Raw genomic sequence first — 16,611 nt, 5'->3', positions numbered from 1 at the left:
CTCAGGCGGCGAGACGCGCTTCGGCTTCGACGGCGTCGGCGAGCGCGCCGAGCGTCGCGAACTTGAAGGTCGGCGTGGTGACGGCTTCCGGCACGGGCGTGGCGCCGAAGCCCTTCGCGCCCTGACGGCGTTCGATCCAGCAGGTCGCGTAGCCGAGGCTGGTGGCGACGCCGATGTCGTGATACTGGCTCTGCGCGGTGTGCAGGATTTCGCCGAACTTGTAGCCGAACGCCGCCTGACGGCCGCGGTTGTACGCGAAGAATTGCGGATCGGGCTTGGCGACGCCGGTTTCGTCGCAGCAGACGGTGTCGTCGAACGGGTCGCCGAGCGTGTGTGCGTAGGCCGACAGCGCGACACGGTCCGCATTGGTCATGGCGACGAGGCGAAAGTGTTTGCGCAGACGTTTGAGCGCCGCGACCGAATCCGCGAACGCTGGCCATTCGAGCACGTCGCGCTGGAAGGCGGCGGCCGATTGCGCGTCGTCGGGCAGACCGAGTTCCTTTGCCAGCGACAGGTAGACGTTCGCCATTTCATGGCTCGAACGGCCCGGGTAGGCCGCACGGCCGCGCATATACGGCTCGAAAATCTGGTCGTCGGTCAGGTCTTTCGCGGCCGGGCCGCCGAGGCGGCGCACGGAGGCGAGTACGCCGCGCTCGAAGTCGATGAGCGTGCCGACGACGTCGAACGTCAGGACCTTGAAATCGGTGAGCTTCATGAAATCATCCTTTGCAGTGTGCTGTGAATCGGGAGAGGGTTTGCCCTGGCGAGGGCGGGAAATAGCAAAATGGAATCAGGCGGGCACGACGATCGTGTCCCGCGGATCGAGTACGACGCTCATCGGCGCGCCCGGCTCGGGAATGCGGCGGCGCGAGTCGTGCCCGCCGGGTTGCCTGAGGCTGATGGCGGTGCCGTCGGCGAGGGTCGCGAACACGCGCAAGCTTTCGCCCTGATACAGCACCTCGGTGACGCGGCATGCCAGCCGATTGACGCCGTCGCGGCTGTCGCCGCTATCGATCACGAGTTTTTCGGTCTGCACCGCGAGCAGCAGTTTGTCGCCGCGTGGCAGCGGGTGCGCGGTGCGCAGCACCGTGTCGCCGAGCCGCACGGCATCGTCGCCGGCGCGCGTCACGGCAAGCAGTGTCGCCTCACCAATGAAGCTCGCGACAAACGCGTCGCACGGACGGTCGTAGAGCCGCTCGGGCGTGTCGATCTGCACGAGGCGGCCGTTCTTCAGCACGGCTACGCGGTCGCTCATGGTGAGTGCCTCGCGCTGGTCGTGCGTCACATACACGATCGTCGCGCCGAGCTTGCGATGCAGCCGCCGTAGCTCGATCTGCATGGTTTCGCGCAATTGCTTGTCGAGCGCGGAGAGCGGTTCGTCCATCAGGATCAGTTGCGGCTCGAACACCATGGCGCGAGCGAGCGCCACGCGCTGGCGCTGGCCGCCCGACAGCTGGCCGATGCCGCGGCTCTCGTAGCCCGAGAGTTCGACCATCGCGAGCGCGTCGGCGACTTTCCTCGCCCACGTGGCTTTTGGCTGACGCCTGGCGCGCAGCGGAAAGGCGACGTTGTCCCCCACGCTCATGTGCGGAAAGAGCGCGTAGTTCTGAAAGACGATGCCGATGTCGCGCTTGTGCGGCGGCGCAAATGTAATGTCGCGCTCTCCGACCCAGACCGCTCCCGAACTCGGTTGCACGAAGCCGCCGAGAATGCCGAGCAGGGTGGTCTTGCCGGAACCCGAGGGGCCGAGCAGCGACACGAATTCGCCGGGGGCGATGTCGAGTGAAACGTCGTCGAGGGCCACTACGTGGCCATAACGTTTCGCTGCCGATCGGATCGAAACACCTGTTTTCGCTCGTGCGTCCATTGCGTCCTGTCTCGCTGTAGAAGCCTGCGTTAGGGAAAATATAGGCCGAGCCATTTTTGGCGGCAATTCCCAAATTGTTGGATAGGGCATAACATCAGGTCATGCCCAATCTTCGCAAAAAACTGCCGAGCGCCAACGCGCTGTTCGTCTTCGAGGCGGCTGCGCGCTGCGGCAACTTCACGCGTGCGGCGCAGGAGTTATATGTCAGCCAGCCGGCGGTGAGCCGCATGCTCTCGCGTATGGAAGACCATCTCGGCGTGCGCCTGTTCGAGCGCGTGCGAGGCGGAATCGAGCTGACCGAGAGCGGCAGGATCCTTTACCGGAAGATCTCCGAAGGCTTCGACGGCATAGAAAGCGCGATACGCGAGATCGAAGCGCGCGCAACCGGTGTCGAGTCGGTCACGCTGTCAGTGTCCACCGCGTTCACCACACACTGGCTGATGCCGCGCATGAGTCGTCTGAACGAGGCGTTTCCGAATGTCGACTTGCGGTTTCAGCTCATCTCGGGGCGAATCGGCGGGCCACTCGTCGATGTGGATCTCGGCATGCGCTTCCTGCGCGAGGACCAGATCGGCGAGAACAGCGTGCTCGTGATGCCGGAGACGCTGCTGCCGGTATGCAACCGGCGCTATCACGAGACAGCCGCGACCGAGGCGGGCCGCAAGCACGGCGATACGGTGATCGTGATGGACGACGGCGAGCGCGGCTGGCATGACAGGTTCGCCGCGTTCGCGGCACAGGGGCGGCACGCCGCGAGCATGCTGAGCTTCAACGACTACGCGATCGTCGTGCAGGCGGCATTGCTTGGGCAGGGTGTCGCGCTCGGCTGGCTCAACGTGGTGTCGCATTGGCTTCTCCAGGGCGCGCTGCTGCCCGCCGAGGAGGAACTGGTCATGACGGACCGGCGCTGCTGTCTGGTGTGGCCGGAAAATCGGCCGTTGCGGCCGGTTGCCGCGGAAGTGCGCGACTGGATCATCGAGGAGACGCGCGCCGATGTGCGCGCGGTGGACCGTAAATATCCGAAGCTGGGGCTGCGGCGCCTGCTGGCGCAAGCGGGGTTGGTGATCGGCCCGGCCCGCGGTGAGGCGCGAGGCGAGGCGGCGGTCCAGTCAGTCAACCCGTCGGCCACGGTGAGATAAGCACCGTGCCGTGCCCATGGGCGCTGTCAAGTTGGCGGCTGTTCGAAACTCGTTTTCAGCCCAGACCAGTGCTCCGGACCATGTCAAGGCCAATCAGATCGTCGCCATTCCGGCGTCCCCGCCCATGGCACCCGGGCAGATGTCGGAGCGGCGCAGTTAGTGTCTGTCCTGGCATGGGCATGCTAGTGTCGAACCGGGTGAACCCTCGAATAACGCAGGCTTAGATCTCGGTGTGACGAGTGGGGGTTTCCAGCGGGGAAATTTCACTCAGAATGCGTTCCCCGCAATGGCCTGCTATTGCATCGCGTGCGGTGTCACGCAGGGCCGCGGCGGCCTTCATGTCGTCTCCTGTTGGCTCCAGGGCGGGGAGCACGGTAACTGTTACGTCGGCTCGCGTTGGCAACCACTGTCCATCCGGAAGCACAACGCGTGCGCCCGCGATTGCGACCGGTACGACAGGCCGGTGCGATGCGCAGGCGGCCACAAAGGCGCCGAGACGAAACTGCCGCAGTCCCGCGGATCGGACGAATGTTCCTTCGGGAAAGAGGAGCAGCGAGGTTCCAGCCGTCGCCTGCTTCACCAGTTCGCGTTCGTCTTCGGCCATGCGCGCATAGTCGACGCGCTCGACAAAGCGGGTGCCGATTGCCCGAAGGAAGGCACCCATCAGCAATCCGCCGGCCAACTCACGCTTGGCGACGATGCCAAGCGGCATGGGGATGGCCGCCAGCAACACGAGGCCGTCAAGGTAGCTCGCGTGATTCGCAACGAAGATCGCCGGCCGCGCCATGTCGATGAGTTCGGCACCGCGTACCGTCACGCGAATGCCTGCAAGCACGAGGGCTAGCTGCGCCGCGCGCGATGCAATCGCCCAGTTTCGTCTGACATCCTGATGCGATACGGTCATCAACCATGTCGGTATGGCGATCAGGGTTACGACCAGCCAGCACCATGCGCCGTAGGCGATCTGCCTGGCGGCGGCTCGAACCCGCCGGCCGATTGGCCGTACGGTGTTCGTTCCGATGTCGAGCCACTGTAGCCACGCAGGGCGTGGCAGGAGATTCCCGCGACTACGCAGGTACATCTCCATCGTAGCCGCGTGACGAATCTTCCCGCTCGACGTCTTCAGAATGCTATGCGGCGGGACCAGAGCGATCTCTTCCGGCGGAGCGCCCAGCAGAGCCACGGAGGCTTCGTTAATGCCAGTGCGCATCGCCGCGATTGCCTCAGGTGCCGTTTCGCGAGTCTCCGCAATGACGATCAGGCGATCGGTACCGGTCTCAATGTCGGGCGTTCCACACACTGCGACACAACCGTTGCGCACGCCAGGCAGATGCCCGACCGCCGCCTCCAGTTCATAGGGGAAGAAGTGACGCCCGGCCCGAATCACCAGATCCTTTACGCGGCCTGTGATGAACAGTTCTTCATCGGCCATATATCCCAGATCGCCGGTATCGAGCCAGCCATCATGAATTAGCCGCGCGGTCAGCTCCGCATTCTGAAAATACCCGCGCGTCGCGGATGGGCTTCGGAATTCAATTCTTCCGACCGTTCTTTCGGATACGTCATTGCCGTCGACGTCAACGATGCGGATCTGGTTGCGGGGTAATGCGCGTCCGCACGAGACCAGTTCGAGTGCGTCATCCGGCGATTCCGCTTTTGCTGCACGCTGTAACTCAGCCAGTCGCATGCGACTGATACAGTCTGTTCGCACCCCGCGGCCCGGCTCCGAAAACGCCAGTCCAAGCGTGTTTTCCGCCAGACCGTAGACGGGGGTCAGGGCGGTTTCCCTGAACCCATGATCGGCAAAGCGTGAGGCGAATGCTCGCATGGTCGGCGCGCTGACGGGTTCTGCGCCGCAGAATGCGAGGCGCAATGAAGACAGATCGACGCCTTCGAGATCGGCGTCGTCGATCCGGCGCGTGCATCGCTCGTAGGCAAAGTTGGGTGCCGCCGTAATGGTGGCACGGTAGTGGCCGATCGCCTGCAACCAGTGCGCTGGACGTACGAGGAACGTCAGCGGGGACATCAGAATCAACGGGATACCAAAGTAAAGCGGCCCGAACCAGGCTCCAATCAGGCCCATGTCGTGGTACAGAGGGAGCCAGCTCGCGAAGATGTCGTGTTCCTCGATCCGGGCAGTCTCTCCCATTGCCCGGATATTGGCGAGCAGATTGGCGTGTGTGAGCACCACGCCTTTTGGCGCACCTGTGCTACCGGACGTGTACTGAAGCAACGCGACGTCTTGTGCGCGAGGGATATACCGCTCATTGTCCGTTTCGCCCATGAGCTGATGCGTCGTCACGATCTCACGCAACGTCGATATCCGCGCCTTTGCCAGAAGGCTTGCTACGAGTGCGTGTGACGGCACGATCATGACGCGAGAGCGCGCATCCAGCAGAATGGCCGCGTGTCGCTTCAGGTGATCGTCGATCCGTGCCGATTGCACAGGCGGATACACCGGCACGACTACTGCGCCGGCAAGCAGGATTCCCGCAAAGCAGGCGAAATAGTCGTTACCGGTCGGCAACATCAGTGCGACGGTGTCGCCGGGGTTCACGCCGAGTCTGTGCAACCCGCTCGATACCCGTAGGGCCGCCTCGTACAGCGCCGAGTAGGTCATTGTGTGTGGCGACGCTTCCTCGTCGAGAAATACGATGTGCGTGTGTTCAGGTCGCCGGGATACGTGCCACTGCAATGCCTCGACCAGCGTTTGTGCGGCGATCGGCGGGTCAAGGGTGTCGGTCGGCGCTGGAAGCTCAGCGGTGCCGATTGCGCACCCGGGTTGCCCCAATGTTTCTCCTTCAAGTGCACGCAGTAAATCACCGGGCGTCTTCGCCTGCTCGAACAACGCAACCGGAAAATGCACGCCGAGCGTTTTCTCGATGCGAGCCAGCAGTTCGGTGCGCGCGAGACTGTCGAGGCCAAGGTCACGTTCGAACTCGCTGTTCAGCGTGACGCCATGTGGCCTGTATCCCCGTGGGCCGACTTCAGCGGCGAAAGCATCCGCTATATCGAGCAACCGTTGGGCGTCGCTCGATCGGCGGCGGGTGACGTCTTCGTTCATATCGCACGACCGCTTCCGTGTCGGGATTTCAGCATAGGCGCGACGGGGAGGAGGGCGCTTGATCGTCGTCAATTGCTGAATTGCGCCTCGCGCGCAATCACGCGCCGTTACCCATGCAATCGCATCCCTGGCTCGGTCAGGTTAACGTTCGGCGGAGGACCTTGCCGAGCTGGTTCAGAGGCAAGGTGTCACGGAATTCAATTGACCGGGGAACCTTGTAGGCGCTCAGATTAGCGCGGCAGTGCTCCAGCAAGGCGGCGGCCGTAAGATCCGCCGAGGACCGGACGACGAATAGTTTGACGGCGTGTCCGGTCCGTTCATCCGGCACGCCGACTACCGCAGCGGCGCTTACGCCCGCAAGCGCGGAGACCACGGCTTCGACGTCCGAGGGGTAAACCTTGAAACCGGACACGACGATCACGTCTTTCTTGCGGTCCACCAGGACGAGCATCTGCGCGGGCGTGAGATAACCGACGTCGCCCGTGCGAAGCCAGCCCTCGGGCGAGATCACTTCCGCGGTCTCGACGGGGTTCATCCAGTAGCCGCGCATGACCTGCGGGCCCCGGACCCAGACTTCTCCGATGACACCCGCGGCGACAGCTGCGTTGTTGTCGTCACGGATGCTAACCTCGGTTGAAGGCAACGGATGACCGACTGATCCGGAAAAGTGCTTTGCATCCATCGGATTCACGCAGACTACTGGCGACGCTTCGGTCAGCCCGTACCCTTCGATAATCGGCACTCCCGTTGCTGACTGCCATCGCGCGGCAACCGAAGCCTGAATCGCTGCGCCGCCGCCGATCACGAGACGCAGGTGTGACCAGTCCACAGCGTCGAAATGCGGTGCGGTGAGAAGGGCATTGAATAGTGTATTCACGCCTAGCAGCGCGGTGGGCCGTGCGTGGCGCATGGTTCTGACGAGCGCGGCAAGGTAGTGGGGATCCGTCACCAGGACATTGTGCCCGCCGATTTCAAAGAAAGTCAGCAGACTGGCGGTCAGCGCGAATATATGAAAGAGCGGCAGCGGCGTGAGAATGGTCTGAGGCGTAGAACAGAACGCCGAACCCAGCCATGCACGAATCTGTGCGACGTTCGAGCTAAGGTTGCGATGCGTGAGCATCGCGCACTTGGGAGTGCCTGTCGTTCCTCCCGTGTATTGCAGCAGCGCGACATCGTCGAGACTGGGGCGGATGTGATCTCGCTCGATCGAATGCCGGCACGACAAGGCCGCACTGAATGTCCAGTATTCCCTTTTTGCAGGCGGAATCGAGTCACGCACGACGCGCTGTACAAAATCCATTGCGGCGCGCCTGGGCAGCGGAAGCAGATCGCCCACCGCGACGGATATAACAGCCTTCGCCTGATTCTCATCCAGGATTTCGTCCAGTTTGCAGGCAAAATTTTCCAGTACGACGATCGCTGAAACAGCCGCCGTGGCGAGCTGGATCTGAATCTCACGAGGCGTAGCCAGCGGATTGATATTGACGACGACGAGCCCGGCGTCGAGGACGCCATAAAAGGCGACGACATAGGGTAAGCCATTCGGCAAGATGAGTGCGACACGCTCGAGCGGCGCAAGTTTGAATTCGTTGACAAGAAACTCGGAAAAGCGGTGCGCGTATAGCGCAACGTCCCGATATTCGAGCGTGTGATTGAACGAACTGAACGCGGGGCGTCCTGCGTAACGCGTACAGGCAGCCTCGAACATTTCAGGCAATGTTCTAACGCTTCTGGCATCGATAGCTGCGACGGGCGGCTCGGACGAGGGAACGTCGATCGCTTTCGGGCACTTCATGGTCGATCGGGCCTTTGTCGTATAGGGCAGACGCGATGACAGTCAGGTCTGCGCACCTAAGGACTACGTGTGCGTAGCCGGCTTGGCAGGCGTTAAAAGGTCAACGAGTACGGTATTCCTCGACATATTCACTTCAGCGCGTGATTTGTGTCGCTATGGATCGAGCATAGGACTCGTTCGCCATGAGAGATTGACGTGCGTCAAGACGACCGGTGTGCCCAACGGATCGAATGCGATGGAGGCTCATCATGTCTGTTCGCAGCCAGAGCAATGCATTGGTCGTAATGAATGGTCCGTCGGGGTGCGCAATCATTCGCTATTGGAGTTCGAACCGCAATGCGAGGCATGAAGTGTCCCGTTCAGACGGCTGCGAACAACAGTGATAGCCCGTGGGCGGATGGGTTGATTCAGGTCAATCTGGGGGATGAGCCGGCGAATAGAGTGTACTGGGGCGTTGTTATCCGGACAGCCCGTGGGCAGGGCGCATGAGAGTGTCGTCGCGCGCGAAGGCTCGACAAACCGTCTGAGGAAACATATCGGACCCACCATGCGGACACCTTGGAGACTTCGTCATGAACCCTGCCAGTTCAACCCTCCTTGATCACGACGAAGTCGGTCGCATTCTCATTGCTGTAGACGCTTCGCCCGCCTCTTTGCGCGCTGCGGCCTATGTTCAAGGCATTGCGGCGCCAGGGGCACACGTGCGAATCATCAGTGTGGCTGAAGATCCACGCAGGCTGATTCCGTTGGATCCACTTGTCGGAGTGGATCTCAGCCCGGTGCGCGACGAGTTGCTGCGCGGTGCCGCGGATGCGGTCACTCAGGCACAGAGCATATTTTCGAGCGGCGAGACGGTTGTCGACACGGAGGTGATCGATCTTTCCATGCAGGGTCGGGATCTAGCCTACGCACTGCTTGAAGCAGCGCGGACGTGGCGAGCCGATCTCCTCGTGGTTGGCACCCGACAGAACCGTCGGCTACTACGCTGGCTGGAAGGAACAGTCTCTGAACCTCTGGCGCGAATCTGCCCGTGCTCGATTCTAGTTGTTCCAGCTTCTTATGAAAGAGATACCTGCGGCGGTCCGAAGCGAATGCTCTTCGCCGTCGACGGTAGCTCACCATCGCGGCATGCGCTTCGATACGGATTAAAACTCGCCACGAAGCAGACGTCCTTGCGTATCGTAAATATTCTTGATCAGGCGGTGAGGATGAGCGATTTTGTGCCACTTCCTCTGCTTGAAGATGCACTTGTCAAAGAGGGCAATGCAGCACTTGCGGCGGCAGCGGAGTTGCTGGCCGGATTACGAATCGAGGCGGAATCCGCGATGATCAGCACGGAAAGAACCGGCGACGATGTGCCCCACGCCATCGTGAGGGAGGCAGATCATTGGAACGCCGATCTGGTCGTCATGGGCACACACGGCCGGCGTGGTATCTCGCGCTGGCTGCTGGGTAGCGTGGCGAGCCGCGTACTGCGTATCACCCACGTGCCGGTGTTGCTCGTCCGCCCGATCGAAGCCTGAAACAGGCTCCGGTCGCGGTGAAAGCTTGGGCGAAATGATTTACTTGTGTTCCGATTGGATAAGCTCGTGCCAGCACCGCTGGCGATCCACTACTTAGGTATGTCATTCCGCTGAACCGGTTGCCGCACCTGTTGCCGTGTCGCCTCTGTCTGCCATTCGCGCCACAGCGCCATCAGAACAGCCAGTATGGCGGGCCCAAGGAACAATCCGATCAGACCGAATGCGGCGAGTCCACCAAGCACACCAAACATGACGAGCAGAAATGGAATGCGTGCGCTGCTGCTAATCACAAACGGCCTTATCAGATTGTCTACCCAGCTAATGACCAGCATTCCCCAGAGCAATAACCCGACTCCGGCCACCGTGCGGCCCGCAAATAGAAGGCCGACCGCCACCGGCACCCATACCAATGGCGTGCCAAAAGGAATCAATGCTACGAGAGCAGTGATCCCTGCCAGCGTGACGGGCGCAGTTACGCCTGCGGCCCAGTAACCCAGCCCGGCCAACACTGCCTGCGCGATTGCTGTCAGCACAATGCCGTAGACGACGGATCGGGTCATGCTGCCGATCGCGGTGAGATAGTCGTCAAGGCGCTCGCCAAGGAAAGGCCGCAAAGCCTGCCGTATCTGATTCAGGAGACTTTCTCCATCGCGATACGCAAAAAACAGCGTCACGAGAGCAAACCCCAGCTTTGTGGCGTTCCGGGCCGCACTTCCGAGGAGGTCACCAATTTCGCTTGTCCAGCGATTCGCCCATCCTGAGAGTTGGGAGCGGATGGCAGGGGGATCAATCTCCACATGATCGAGAAACGCCTGCAACGAGGACCCGATCCAGGGGATGCGCGCCAGAAAATCGGGTAAGTCGCGAGGACGATCGGAGAAGTAGGCGACGATAGCCCGGCTGGCGTCCCTTAGATCTTCTGTCAACGGCTTCATCAGCCAGACGACTGGCAGTATGCACGCACACGTCAGGAGAAGGGTCATCAGCAGCGCGCTAGTACCCGCGCTTTCGCGGAGCAGGCGTCGCAAACGGCTGTAGGCGGGCCAGGTGACATACGAAATAATCAGCGCCCACGCGACCGGAACTAGAAAAGGGCGCAGAACCATGAACCCCAAAGCTACCAGACCAGCCAGAAGCAGTGCTAGCACGACATGCTTTCCCGATCGCATTGAGCGCTCCCGTTCGTGGATTCGGCGTTTCTGTATCCGGGCAGTCATCGCAGGCCGAAACAATGCATCCAGATGCGAGACCGGAGACCATATGATCTGTCGCTACCCGCACGTTACTGCTTGATAAAGGTCAATCAGCGAGTCTGACCCGCACCGATACTGGCACTTGCCGCGTACCGCTTCAATGCGACGTTCGTCGACTCTCGTACAGAAGGATCGGTCCATGTTGACTCCGACGCGCACGATTTGCCCTGGGGCAGAGGGTTCCAACACATGGCACGCAATGCAGGTCGCGGCCATCGCCATGCAACTGGGCACCGATTGCGAGGATGGCCTGACACTGGCAGAGGCGCACCGGCGCCTCGCCAAAGACGGGCCGAACGAGATTCGTGAGCAGCGGCGCCGGGGCGTCCTTGACATGCTGATCTGTCAGTTCAAGGACTTCATGATCGTCGCTCTGTTGGCGGCGGCTCTCGTGTCGGGCCTGATCGGCGAGGCTGCGGACGCGCTCGTGATCGTCGCGATCGTGTTGCTTAACGCCACAGTCGGCTTCATCCAGGACTATCGCGCCGAGCGTGTGATGGCGTCGCTCGCACAACTCGCCAGGCTGCAGGCGACAGTCATTCGCGAAGGCGAATGTCAAACGGTCCCGGCATCGGGCATTGTGCAGGGCGACGTCGTTTTGCTGGATACCGGTTCTACCGTTCCCGTCGATCTTCGTCTTGCCGAGGCGTCCGGGCTGAAGATCGCCGAAGCAGTTCTCACTGGGGAGTCGGTGCCGGTAGAGAAGGGCACCGCGTCGCTTGACGACGCTTCGCTACAACTCGCCGACCGGACAAATATGGCTTTCAAGGGCACTGTTGTCACCTACGGTCGAGCACGAGGTATTGCCGTTGCTACCGGCATGGCCACCGAACTCGGCAAGATCGCCGGGATGATCGAAGCGGCACCTGTGGTCCAGACGCCGCTGCAAAAGCGTCTTGCAGCGTTTGGGCGCCGGTTGGCCATGATGATTCTTGTGATCTGCGCGATCATCTTTGCGACAGGTGTGCTGCGGGGCGAGCCAGTGCTGCTCATGCTTCTCACGAGCCTGAGTCTTGCCGTCGCCGCTATCCCTGAAGCTTTACCCGCAGTGGTGACCGTGATGCTTGCCCTTGGTGCGCGCAATATGGCACGACACAATGCCCTGGTGCGACGTTTGCCTGCGGTCGAAACCTTGGGGTCCGTGAGCTGGATCTGTACCGACAAGACTGGCACATTGACCCTGAACGAGATGTGCACAACTGAGCTCTACGCTGATGGCGTGCGGTTACCCATCGCATCGTTCGATACAAAAAGGCCCGCTACGAGATGCTTGCTGGAGGCATTGGCGTTATGCAACAACGTTAGCCGCGCTGCGGGCGGGGAGGTCGCAGGCGATCCGACCGAGGTTGCGTTGTGGAGAGTGGCCGCTGACGCTGGCTTCGACAAGAGCGCGCTCGAAGTCACGAGCCCGCGCTTCCTGGAGTTCCCGTTTGACTCCGATCGCAAGCGGATGACAACGATTCACCGCAGCGGAACCGGATTTATTGCTTACACGAAGGGCGCACCGGAGACGGTCATTGAACGTTGCAACGCGTCCCTGTCAGATCATGGGATGGTCGCTGTGGACCACGAACGCGTGCTGGCGGCGGCTGAGGCGATGGCGGATAGTGGTCTTCGTGTACTCGCCGTCGCGAGCCGGAAGTGGGACAGTCTGCCTGCCGGTCACGATATAGAAGAAATCGAATGCGGCCTCACTTTGCTTGGCCTGGCTGGCATGCGTGATCCGCCGCGGCCCGACGTACGGCAGGCAGTCAAGGCTTGCAGATCGGCAGGGATCACACCCGTAATGGTCACGGGGGATCACCCTGTAACCGCGTGTGCTATCGCCCGCGAACTTGGCATTCTCGCCCCCGGGGACACCGTGTTGACCGGCCAGGAACTCAGTCGACTCACGGATGAAGCGCTAGTCGCGCAGGTTGTGCATACCCGCGTGTTTGCCCGGGTGGACCCGGCGCAAAAAATCAGGATCGTCGAGGCCGTTCGGGCGCATGGCCAGTTCGTCGCGATGACCGGTGATGGCGTGAACGACGCGCCGGCGCTCGCCGGCGCGGATATCGGCATTGCGATGGGAAAAAAGGGCACCGATGTTGCGCGGGATGCGGCCAGTATCGTGCTGCTGGACGACAACTTCGCCACCATCGTCGGTGCCGTCGAAGAGGGGCGGCGAATCTTCGATAATGTACGCAAGTTCATTCGCTACGCCTTGACGTGCAATTCGGCTGAGATATGGACTATTTTTCTCGCGCCTTTTCTCGGCCTGCCGATTCCCTTGCTTCCCATACACATCCTGTGGATTAACCTGGTCACCGATGGACTGCCGGGGCTGGCACTGGCGGCCGAACCGGCGGAGAAGGGCGTCATGCTGCGGCCACCACGGCCCCCAGGGGAAAGCGTCTTTGCCCGCGGCATGTGGCAGCACATCGTATGGGTTGGGCTCGCAATGGCTGGTGTCACGCTGCTCACGCAGGCATACGCCATTCACGTCGCTTCGGCACATTGGCAGACCATGACCTTTACGGTGCTCACGCTCTCCCAGATGGGACACGTACTTGCCATCCGATCGGAGCAAGCGTCGTTTTTCGCGCGGGGAGCGCGTTCAAACATGCCCCTTGTGGGCGCGGTGCTGCTCACCTTTGCGCTTCAACTGGCGACGATCTATGTACCCATGTTGAACACCGTTTTCCGGACGACCGCGCTTAATATGACTGAGCTGGCAATGTGTGTTCTGCTCTCCAGTGTGGTGTTCGTTCTGGTCGAGCTCGAGAAACACCTTATCCGCCGGGGACTTCTATACCGTTGAAACCCGCATCAAACAAACCCGTGCCGATCGCCAGTATTTGTGCGCCATCGCGCAGCAGAAAAAGTGCGTCCAGCTGCTTGCGGCGTGCGAAATCCAGGCCTTTCTGAGGCCCCAACACCATGAGCGCGGTTGCATAAGCATCCGCGTCCATGCAGGACCTCGCCAGCACTGTGACCGACGCGACCCCGTTGCATAAGGGCTCACCTGTGCGCGGATCCACGACATGCGAGATGCGCTTGCCCTCGCATTCGCTCCAGTGACGATAGTCCCCCGAAGTTGCGACCGCGATATCCGTGAGTTCGATCACGCCGAGCGCCTCCCGGCGTTCGTAGTCGGGACGCTCGATTGCGATTGCCCACAGTGCCTGGCCAGTCTTTGTGCCTCGCGCACGCATCTCACCGTCGATTCCGACAAGCCACGACCGAACGTCATGACTGTCCAGCACACGCGCCAATTCGTCTACGCCGAAGCCTTTGGCGATACCGCACAAGTCGAGGCTCACATGCGCCTGCTTGCGAGCGCGACACTGCTCGACGTTGACGTCGAGCAGTTCGACCAGCGGGCGTCGGGGTCGTTCGCGCGAGGCTTCCCGCATGGTTGGCCGCGGCGCGTTGGATGGGCCGAAGCCCCACTGATCCACCACATCGCCGACACCTGCGTTGAACGCATTGTCTGTCTCGCGCCCCATCTCCGTCGCGCGCACCAGCACCGTCGCAAGATTGCGGGATATCGGCACCCAGACGTCGGGCTCGGCTCTATTCAACCGTGTCAAATCGGAACTGTCCTTCCAGTTCGACATTTCCTCGTCTACCGCTCGTACCGCCGCATCCAGTTCAGAAGCGATCAGGGCGCGGTCCAACCCCGCCGGCGCGTAGCATTGCACGCTGTATCGGGTGCCCATCGTCGGTCCGTTGAACGTATAGCGCTCGGGACAACCGGCCATCGGTCCTTCAATAGACATCTTCGACATATCTTCCCTTCAATCTCATCTCGTTCACGGAAAGGCCGGAGCCATCCAGAATGTGTTCCCACGCTCGGGCCACACAGTTGGCCATGTCTCTGCCTCCGCACACCATGATCTGCGCTCCGCTGGCGACGAGTTCACGAAGCGTTGGCGCGTCGGCCATGAGTCGCTCCTGCACGTAGGTCTTCCGTACGGGGCACGAGAAGGCGGTCTTGAAAGTCGTCAGCCGGCGGTTGCCGACCAGGTTCTGCAACTCTTCGTCGTACAGGAACGCCTCGCCTGAGCGTCTGGCACCAAAATACAGATGCATGGGCCGCCCCGCCGAGTTTTGCCGGATGAAGCCGACGAATGGGCTGATGCCCGTCCCGGCGCCGATAAGAATGATTGGCGCCTCTCCCGCCGCGGGTCTGAACGCAGGGTTCCGGCGAATGAACGCCTGAATCGCGTTGCCGGGTTGCAAAGCTGTCAGATAGCCAGAGCAGGCCCCATGCGCATGCCTGCGCACGCAGATTTCGATAAAACCATCTCGCGAAGCGCTCGCGAGCGAGTAGAACCTCGGCACGGTGTCGCCGGGCGGGATCACCCCGAGCAGGTCGCCCGCGTCGAATGACGGCAGAGCCCTTTGCAGCGGGGTGTGCCACCGCCGATTGCGCGGTGTGCTGCGGACAAAGCGCAACACCGACGTGACACTTCCAGAGTCGAGTCCATAGTCCTTGCGCTCCACAAGCGTCAGGGAGACGGTGCGCGGTAGCGACGGCTGGTAGCGCACGTCGAGTCGCACGTCGAGTGCGATACCCAGTTGCTCGCTCCACTTCCTGAACGTGCTCTCCGACTGCCGGTCAACGCTGCTGCACTCGATGAGCGCCTGGCCGCCTTTGGCGATCAACGCATCGTGCACGGTTTGCGCATAACCACAGAAATGGGGGAACTGGCGATCCCCAAAACCGAGGACGGCAAACGTTGGTGGAACATAGTCGTTCATGCTCGCGAGCTTGCTCAAATACTGCGTGGCGTTGGACGGTGCCTCACCATCGCCATACGTCGAAGTCAGTACGATCAGGCGTTGCGCCTTGCAGTGGCGTGATGAAAGATCGTTCATCGGCGCTATATGCACGCGAAAATTCGCGCGCGTCAGCGCCTGATGAATTGCGGCAGCGAACGCCCAGGTGCTGTTTCCTTCGCTTCCCACGAGAATGACCGTATCGGCCTGACCCGCGCTCACGTTGTCTGGAACTTTTACCGTCGCGCGGCGACGCCGCACCCATAGCCATACTCCAGTAATCGCCAAAACCGGCACCGACGCGCTCGCAAGCCCGAGGATCAGCGCGAGCCACCACAGTCCCTCGCCCGTATGCAGCATGAACACGACCTCGTGAAAACGCTGCCAAGCGTCATTGGGCTGCCACGCGAGCCATTTCCCTGACGACGGGTCGATGTAGCCGGTGCCGCTCGATGTCCGCAACGCGTAGACATCGCCCGGGTTCTGGGGGGAGGGCAACATCAGTTCACGCAGGTCGGTTACATCGACGTTCCTGAGCGCAGCAACGCGATTCACTACAAGCGGGGCGCCGGTGCTCACGGAGGCCGGAAACGGAAGTTGCGCCGTGGCTCGTTCGGGGATCACCTCGAAGGTCGTCAACGACAGGACGAGCCCTGTTGCAGCCGAGAGCGTCAGCCCGAGAATGGCGACGCGGGCAACCTCATTGTGGATTCGCTGCAGACCGCTACCCCGAATGCGGCCGAACAGCTTCGCCCATCCGCCCATACGGCGTTCGAGTAGCGCAAGGCCGGATGCGGCCAGCAGCAGCATCAAACCTGCCCCGAGGCCGGTTGCGACGCGCCCGGCATCGCTTATGAGCAGCTTGCGGTGCAGATTGGTCAGCCAGCGCATGGTGGTCGATGGCGTATAAGGTTCGACACCGTCACCTGTCACGGGATCGATGCTGGCGGCGCCAGACTCGCCGCCTGAAGAGTAATAGGCAATGACGGCGCCCGAGGGCTTTCGCACGATTTTCTCGAGGCCGGGGTAATGGGCCTTCACACGTGCGGCGAGCGTCGCTGCGTCGAGCGAATGCTGGCTAACCTGAACTACGCCTGCGCGTTCGATCACAGGGTTCAGAGACAGCATCGCACCGGAGATCGCCGTGACCATCAGGACGAGGGCGGCGATCAGTCCGGGCAACGAATGAAGCTTGCGAAGCATGGC

General features: G+C 61.6%; 10 protein-coding genes. 3 read left to right on the top strand and 7 right to left on the bottom strand.

Annotated features, from left to right (window positions below):
• Nucleotide 1: 1 nt before the first annotated feature.
• Nucleotides 2-715 (bottom strand): HAD-IA family hydrolase, encoded by a 714-nt coding sequence (locus P0D71_RS16660; protein ID WP_091802649.1) that lies wholly within the window; start codon nt 713-715, stop codon nt 2-4.
• A gap of 75 nt (nt 716-790) precedes the next feature.
• Entirely contained in the window at nt 791-1,867 is a 1,077-nt protein-coding gene (locus P0D71_RS16655; protein WP_408481067.1) for an ABC transporter ATP-binding protein, read from the bottom strand.
• Nucleotides 1,868-1,968: 101 nt separating this feature from the next.
• On the opposite strand from P0D71_RS16655, the gene P0D71_RS16650 reads away from it, so the two are divergent.
• Complete coding sequence (locus tag P0D71_RS16650; protein ID WP_091802643.1) at nt 1,969-3,006, top strand: LysR substrate-binding domain-containing protein; 1,038 nt, start codon at nt 1,969-1,971, stop codon at nt 3,004-3,006.
• A gap of 220 nt (nt 3,007-3,226) precedes the next feature.
• On the opposite strand, the gene P0D71_RS16645 is transcribed toward P0D71_RS16650, so the two are convergent.
• Together P0D71_RS16645 and P0D71_RS16640 are read right to left on the bottom strand one after the other, a co-directional pair.
• Nucleotides 3,227-6,070, bottom strand: coding sequence for an AMP-binding protein (locus tag P0D71_RS16645; RefSeq protein WP_408481065.1), 2,844 nt, complete (start codon nt 6,068-6,070; stop codon nt 3,227-3,229).
• Nucleotides 6,071-6,206: 136 nt separating this feature from the next.
• Entirely contained in the window at nt 6,207-7,865 is a 1,659-nt protein-coding gene (locus P0D71_RS16640) for an AMP-binding protein (RefSeq protein ID WP_408481063.1), read from the bottom strand.
• Between the two features lie 572 nt (nt 7,866-8,437).
• Here P0D71_RS16640 and P0D71_RS16635 point away from each other — a divergent pair.
• A complete protein-coding gene (locus P0D71_RS16635) occupies nt 8,438-9,388 on the top strand; it encodes a universal stress protein (protein ID WP_408481061.1) in 951 nt (316 codons plus the stop codon).
• Nucleotides 9,389-9,477: 89 nt separating this feature from the next.
• Here the strand turns inward: P0D71_RS16635 and P0D71_RS16630 are convergent, their stop codons facing one another.
• Entirely contained in the window at nt 9,478-10,536 is a 1,059-nt protein-coding gene (locus P0D71_RS16630; RefSeq protein ID WP_408481059.1) for an AI-2E family transporter, read from the bottom strand.
• Nucleotides 10,537-10,780: 244 nt separating this feature from the next.
• Between P0D71_RS16630 and P0D71_RS16625 the strand changes: the two genes are divergently transcribed.
• Nucleotides 10,781-13,441: a cation-translocating P-type ATPase gene (locus P0D71_RS16625; RefSeq protein ID WP_408481058.1), complete on the top strand. Its 2,661-nt coding sequence runs from the start codon at nt 10,781-10,783 to the stop codon at nt 13,439-13,441.
• Here P0D71_RS16625 and P0D71_RS16620 read toward each other — a convergent pair.
• Entirely contained in the window at nt 13,413-14,411 is a 999-nt protein-coding gene (locus P0D71_RS16620; protein WP_408481056.1) for an FAD:protein FMN transferase, read from the bottom strand. The genes P0D71_RS16625 and P0D71_RS16620 overlap by 29 nt on opposite strands.
• On the bottom strand, nt 14,392-16,608 hold the full coding sequence (locus tag P0D71_RS16615) for a PepSY domain-containing protein (RefSeq protein ID WP_408481054.1): 2,217 nt from the start codon (nt 16,606-16,608) through the stop codon (nt 14,392-14,394). The genes P0D71_RS16620 and P0D71_RS16615 overlap by 20 nt, the downstream gene beginning before the upstream one ends.
• Between the last annotated feature and the right edge of the window lie 3 nt (nt 16,609-16,611).

Origin of the sequence: Paraburkholderia sp. RL17-383-BIF-A, from assembly GCF_046028015.1 — a bacterium.
GTDB lineage: Bacteria > Pseudomonadota > Gammaproteobacteria > Burkholderiales > Burkholderiaceae > Paraburkholderia.
The sequence above is the reverse complement of the archived record's forward strand: the minus strand, read 5'-3'. Positions and strand labels throughout refer to the sequence as shown.

What these genes read in the sequence shown, in the direction of transcription:
- P0D71_RS16660 (WP_091802649.1), bottom strand. Translation starts at nt 715, where the DNA reads ATGAAGCTCACCGATTTCAAGGTCCTGACGTTCGACGTCGTCGGCACG.
- P0D71_RS16655 (WP_408481067.1), bottom strand. Translation starts at nt 1,867, where the DNA reads ATGGACGCACGAGCGAAAACAGGTGTTTCGATCCGATCGGCAGCGAAA.
- P0D71_RS16650 (WP_091802643.1), top strand. Translation starts at nt 1,969, where the DNA reads ATGCCCAATCTTCGCAAAAAACTGCCGAGCGCCAACGCGCTGTTCGTC.
- P0D71_RS16645 (WP_408481065.1), bottom strand. Translation starts at nt 6,070, where the DNA reads ATGAACGAAGACGTCACCCGCCGCCGATCGAGCGACGCCCAACGGTTG.
- P0D71_RS16640 (WP_408481063.1), bottom strand. Translation starts at nt 7,865, where the DNA reads ATGAAGTGCCCGAAAGCGATCGACGTTCCCTCGTCCGAGCCGCCCGTC.
- P0D71_RS16635 (WP_408481061.1), top strand. Translation starts at nt 8,438, where the DNA reads ATGAACCCTGCCAGTTCAACCCTCCTTGATCACGACGAAGTCGGTCGC.
- P0D71_RS16625 (WP_408481058.1), top strand. Translation starts at nt 10,781, where the DNA reads ATGTTGACTCCGACGCGCACGATTTGCCCTGGGGCAGAGGGTTCCAAC.
- P0D71_RS16620 (WP_408481056.1), bottom strand. Translation starts at nt 14,411, where the DNA reads ATGTCGAAGATGTCTATTGAAGGACCGATGGCCGGTTGTCCCGAGCGC.
- P0D71_RS16615 (WP_408481054.1), bottom strand. Translation starts at nt 16,608, where the DNA reads ATGCTTCGCAAGCTTCATTCGTTGCCCGGACTGATCGCCGCCCTCGTC.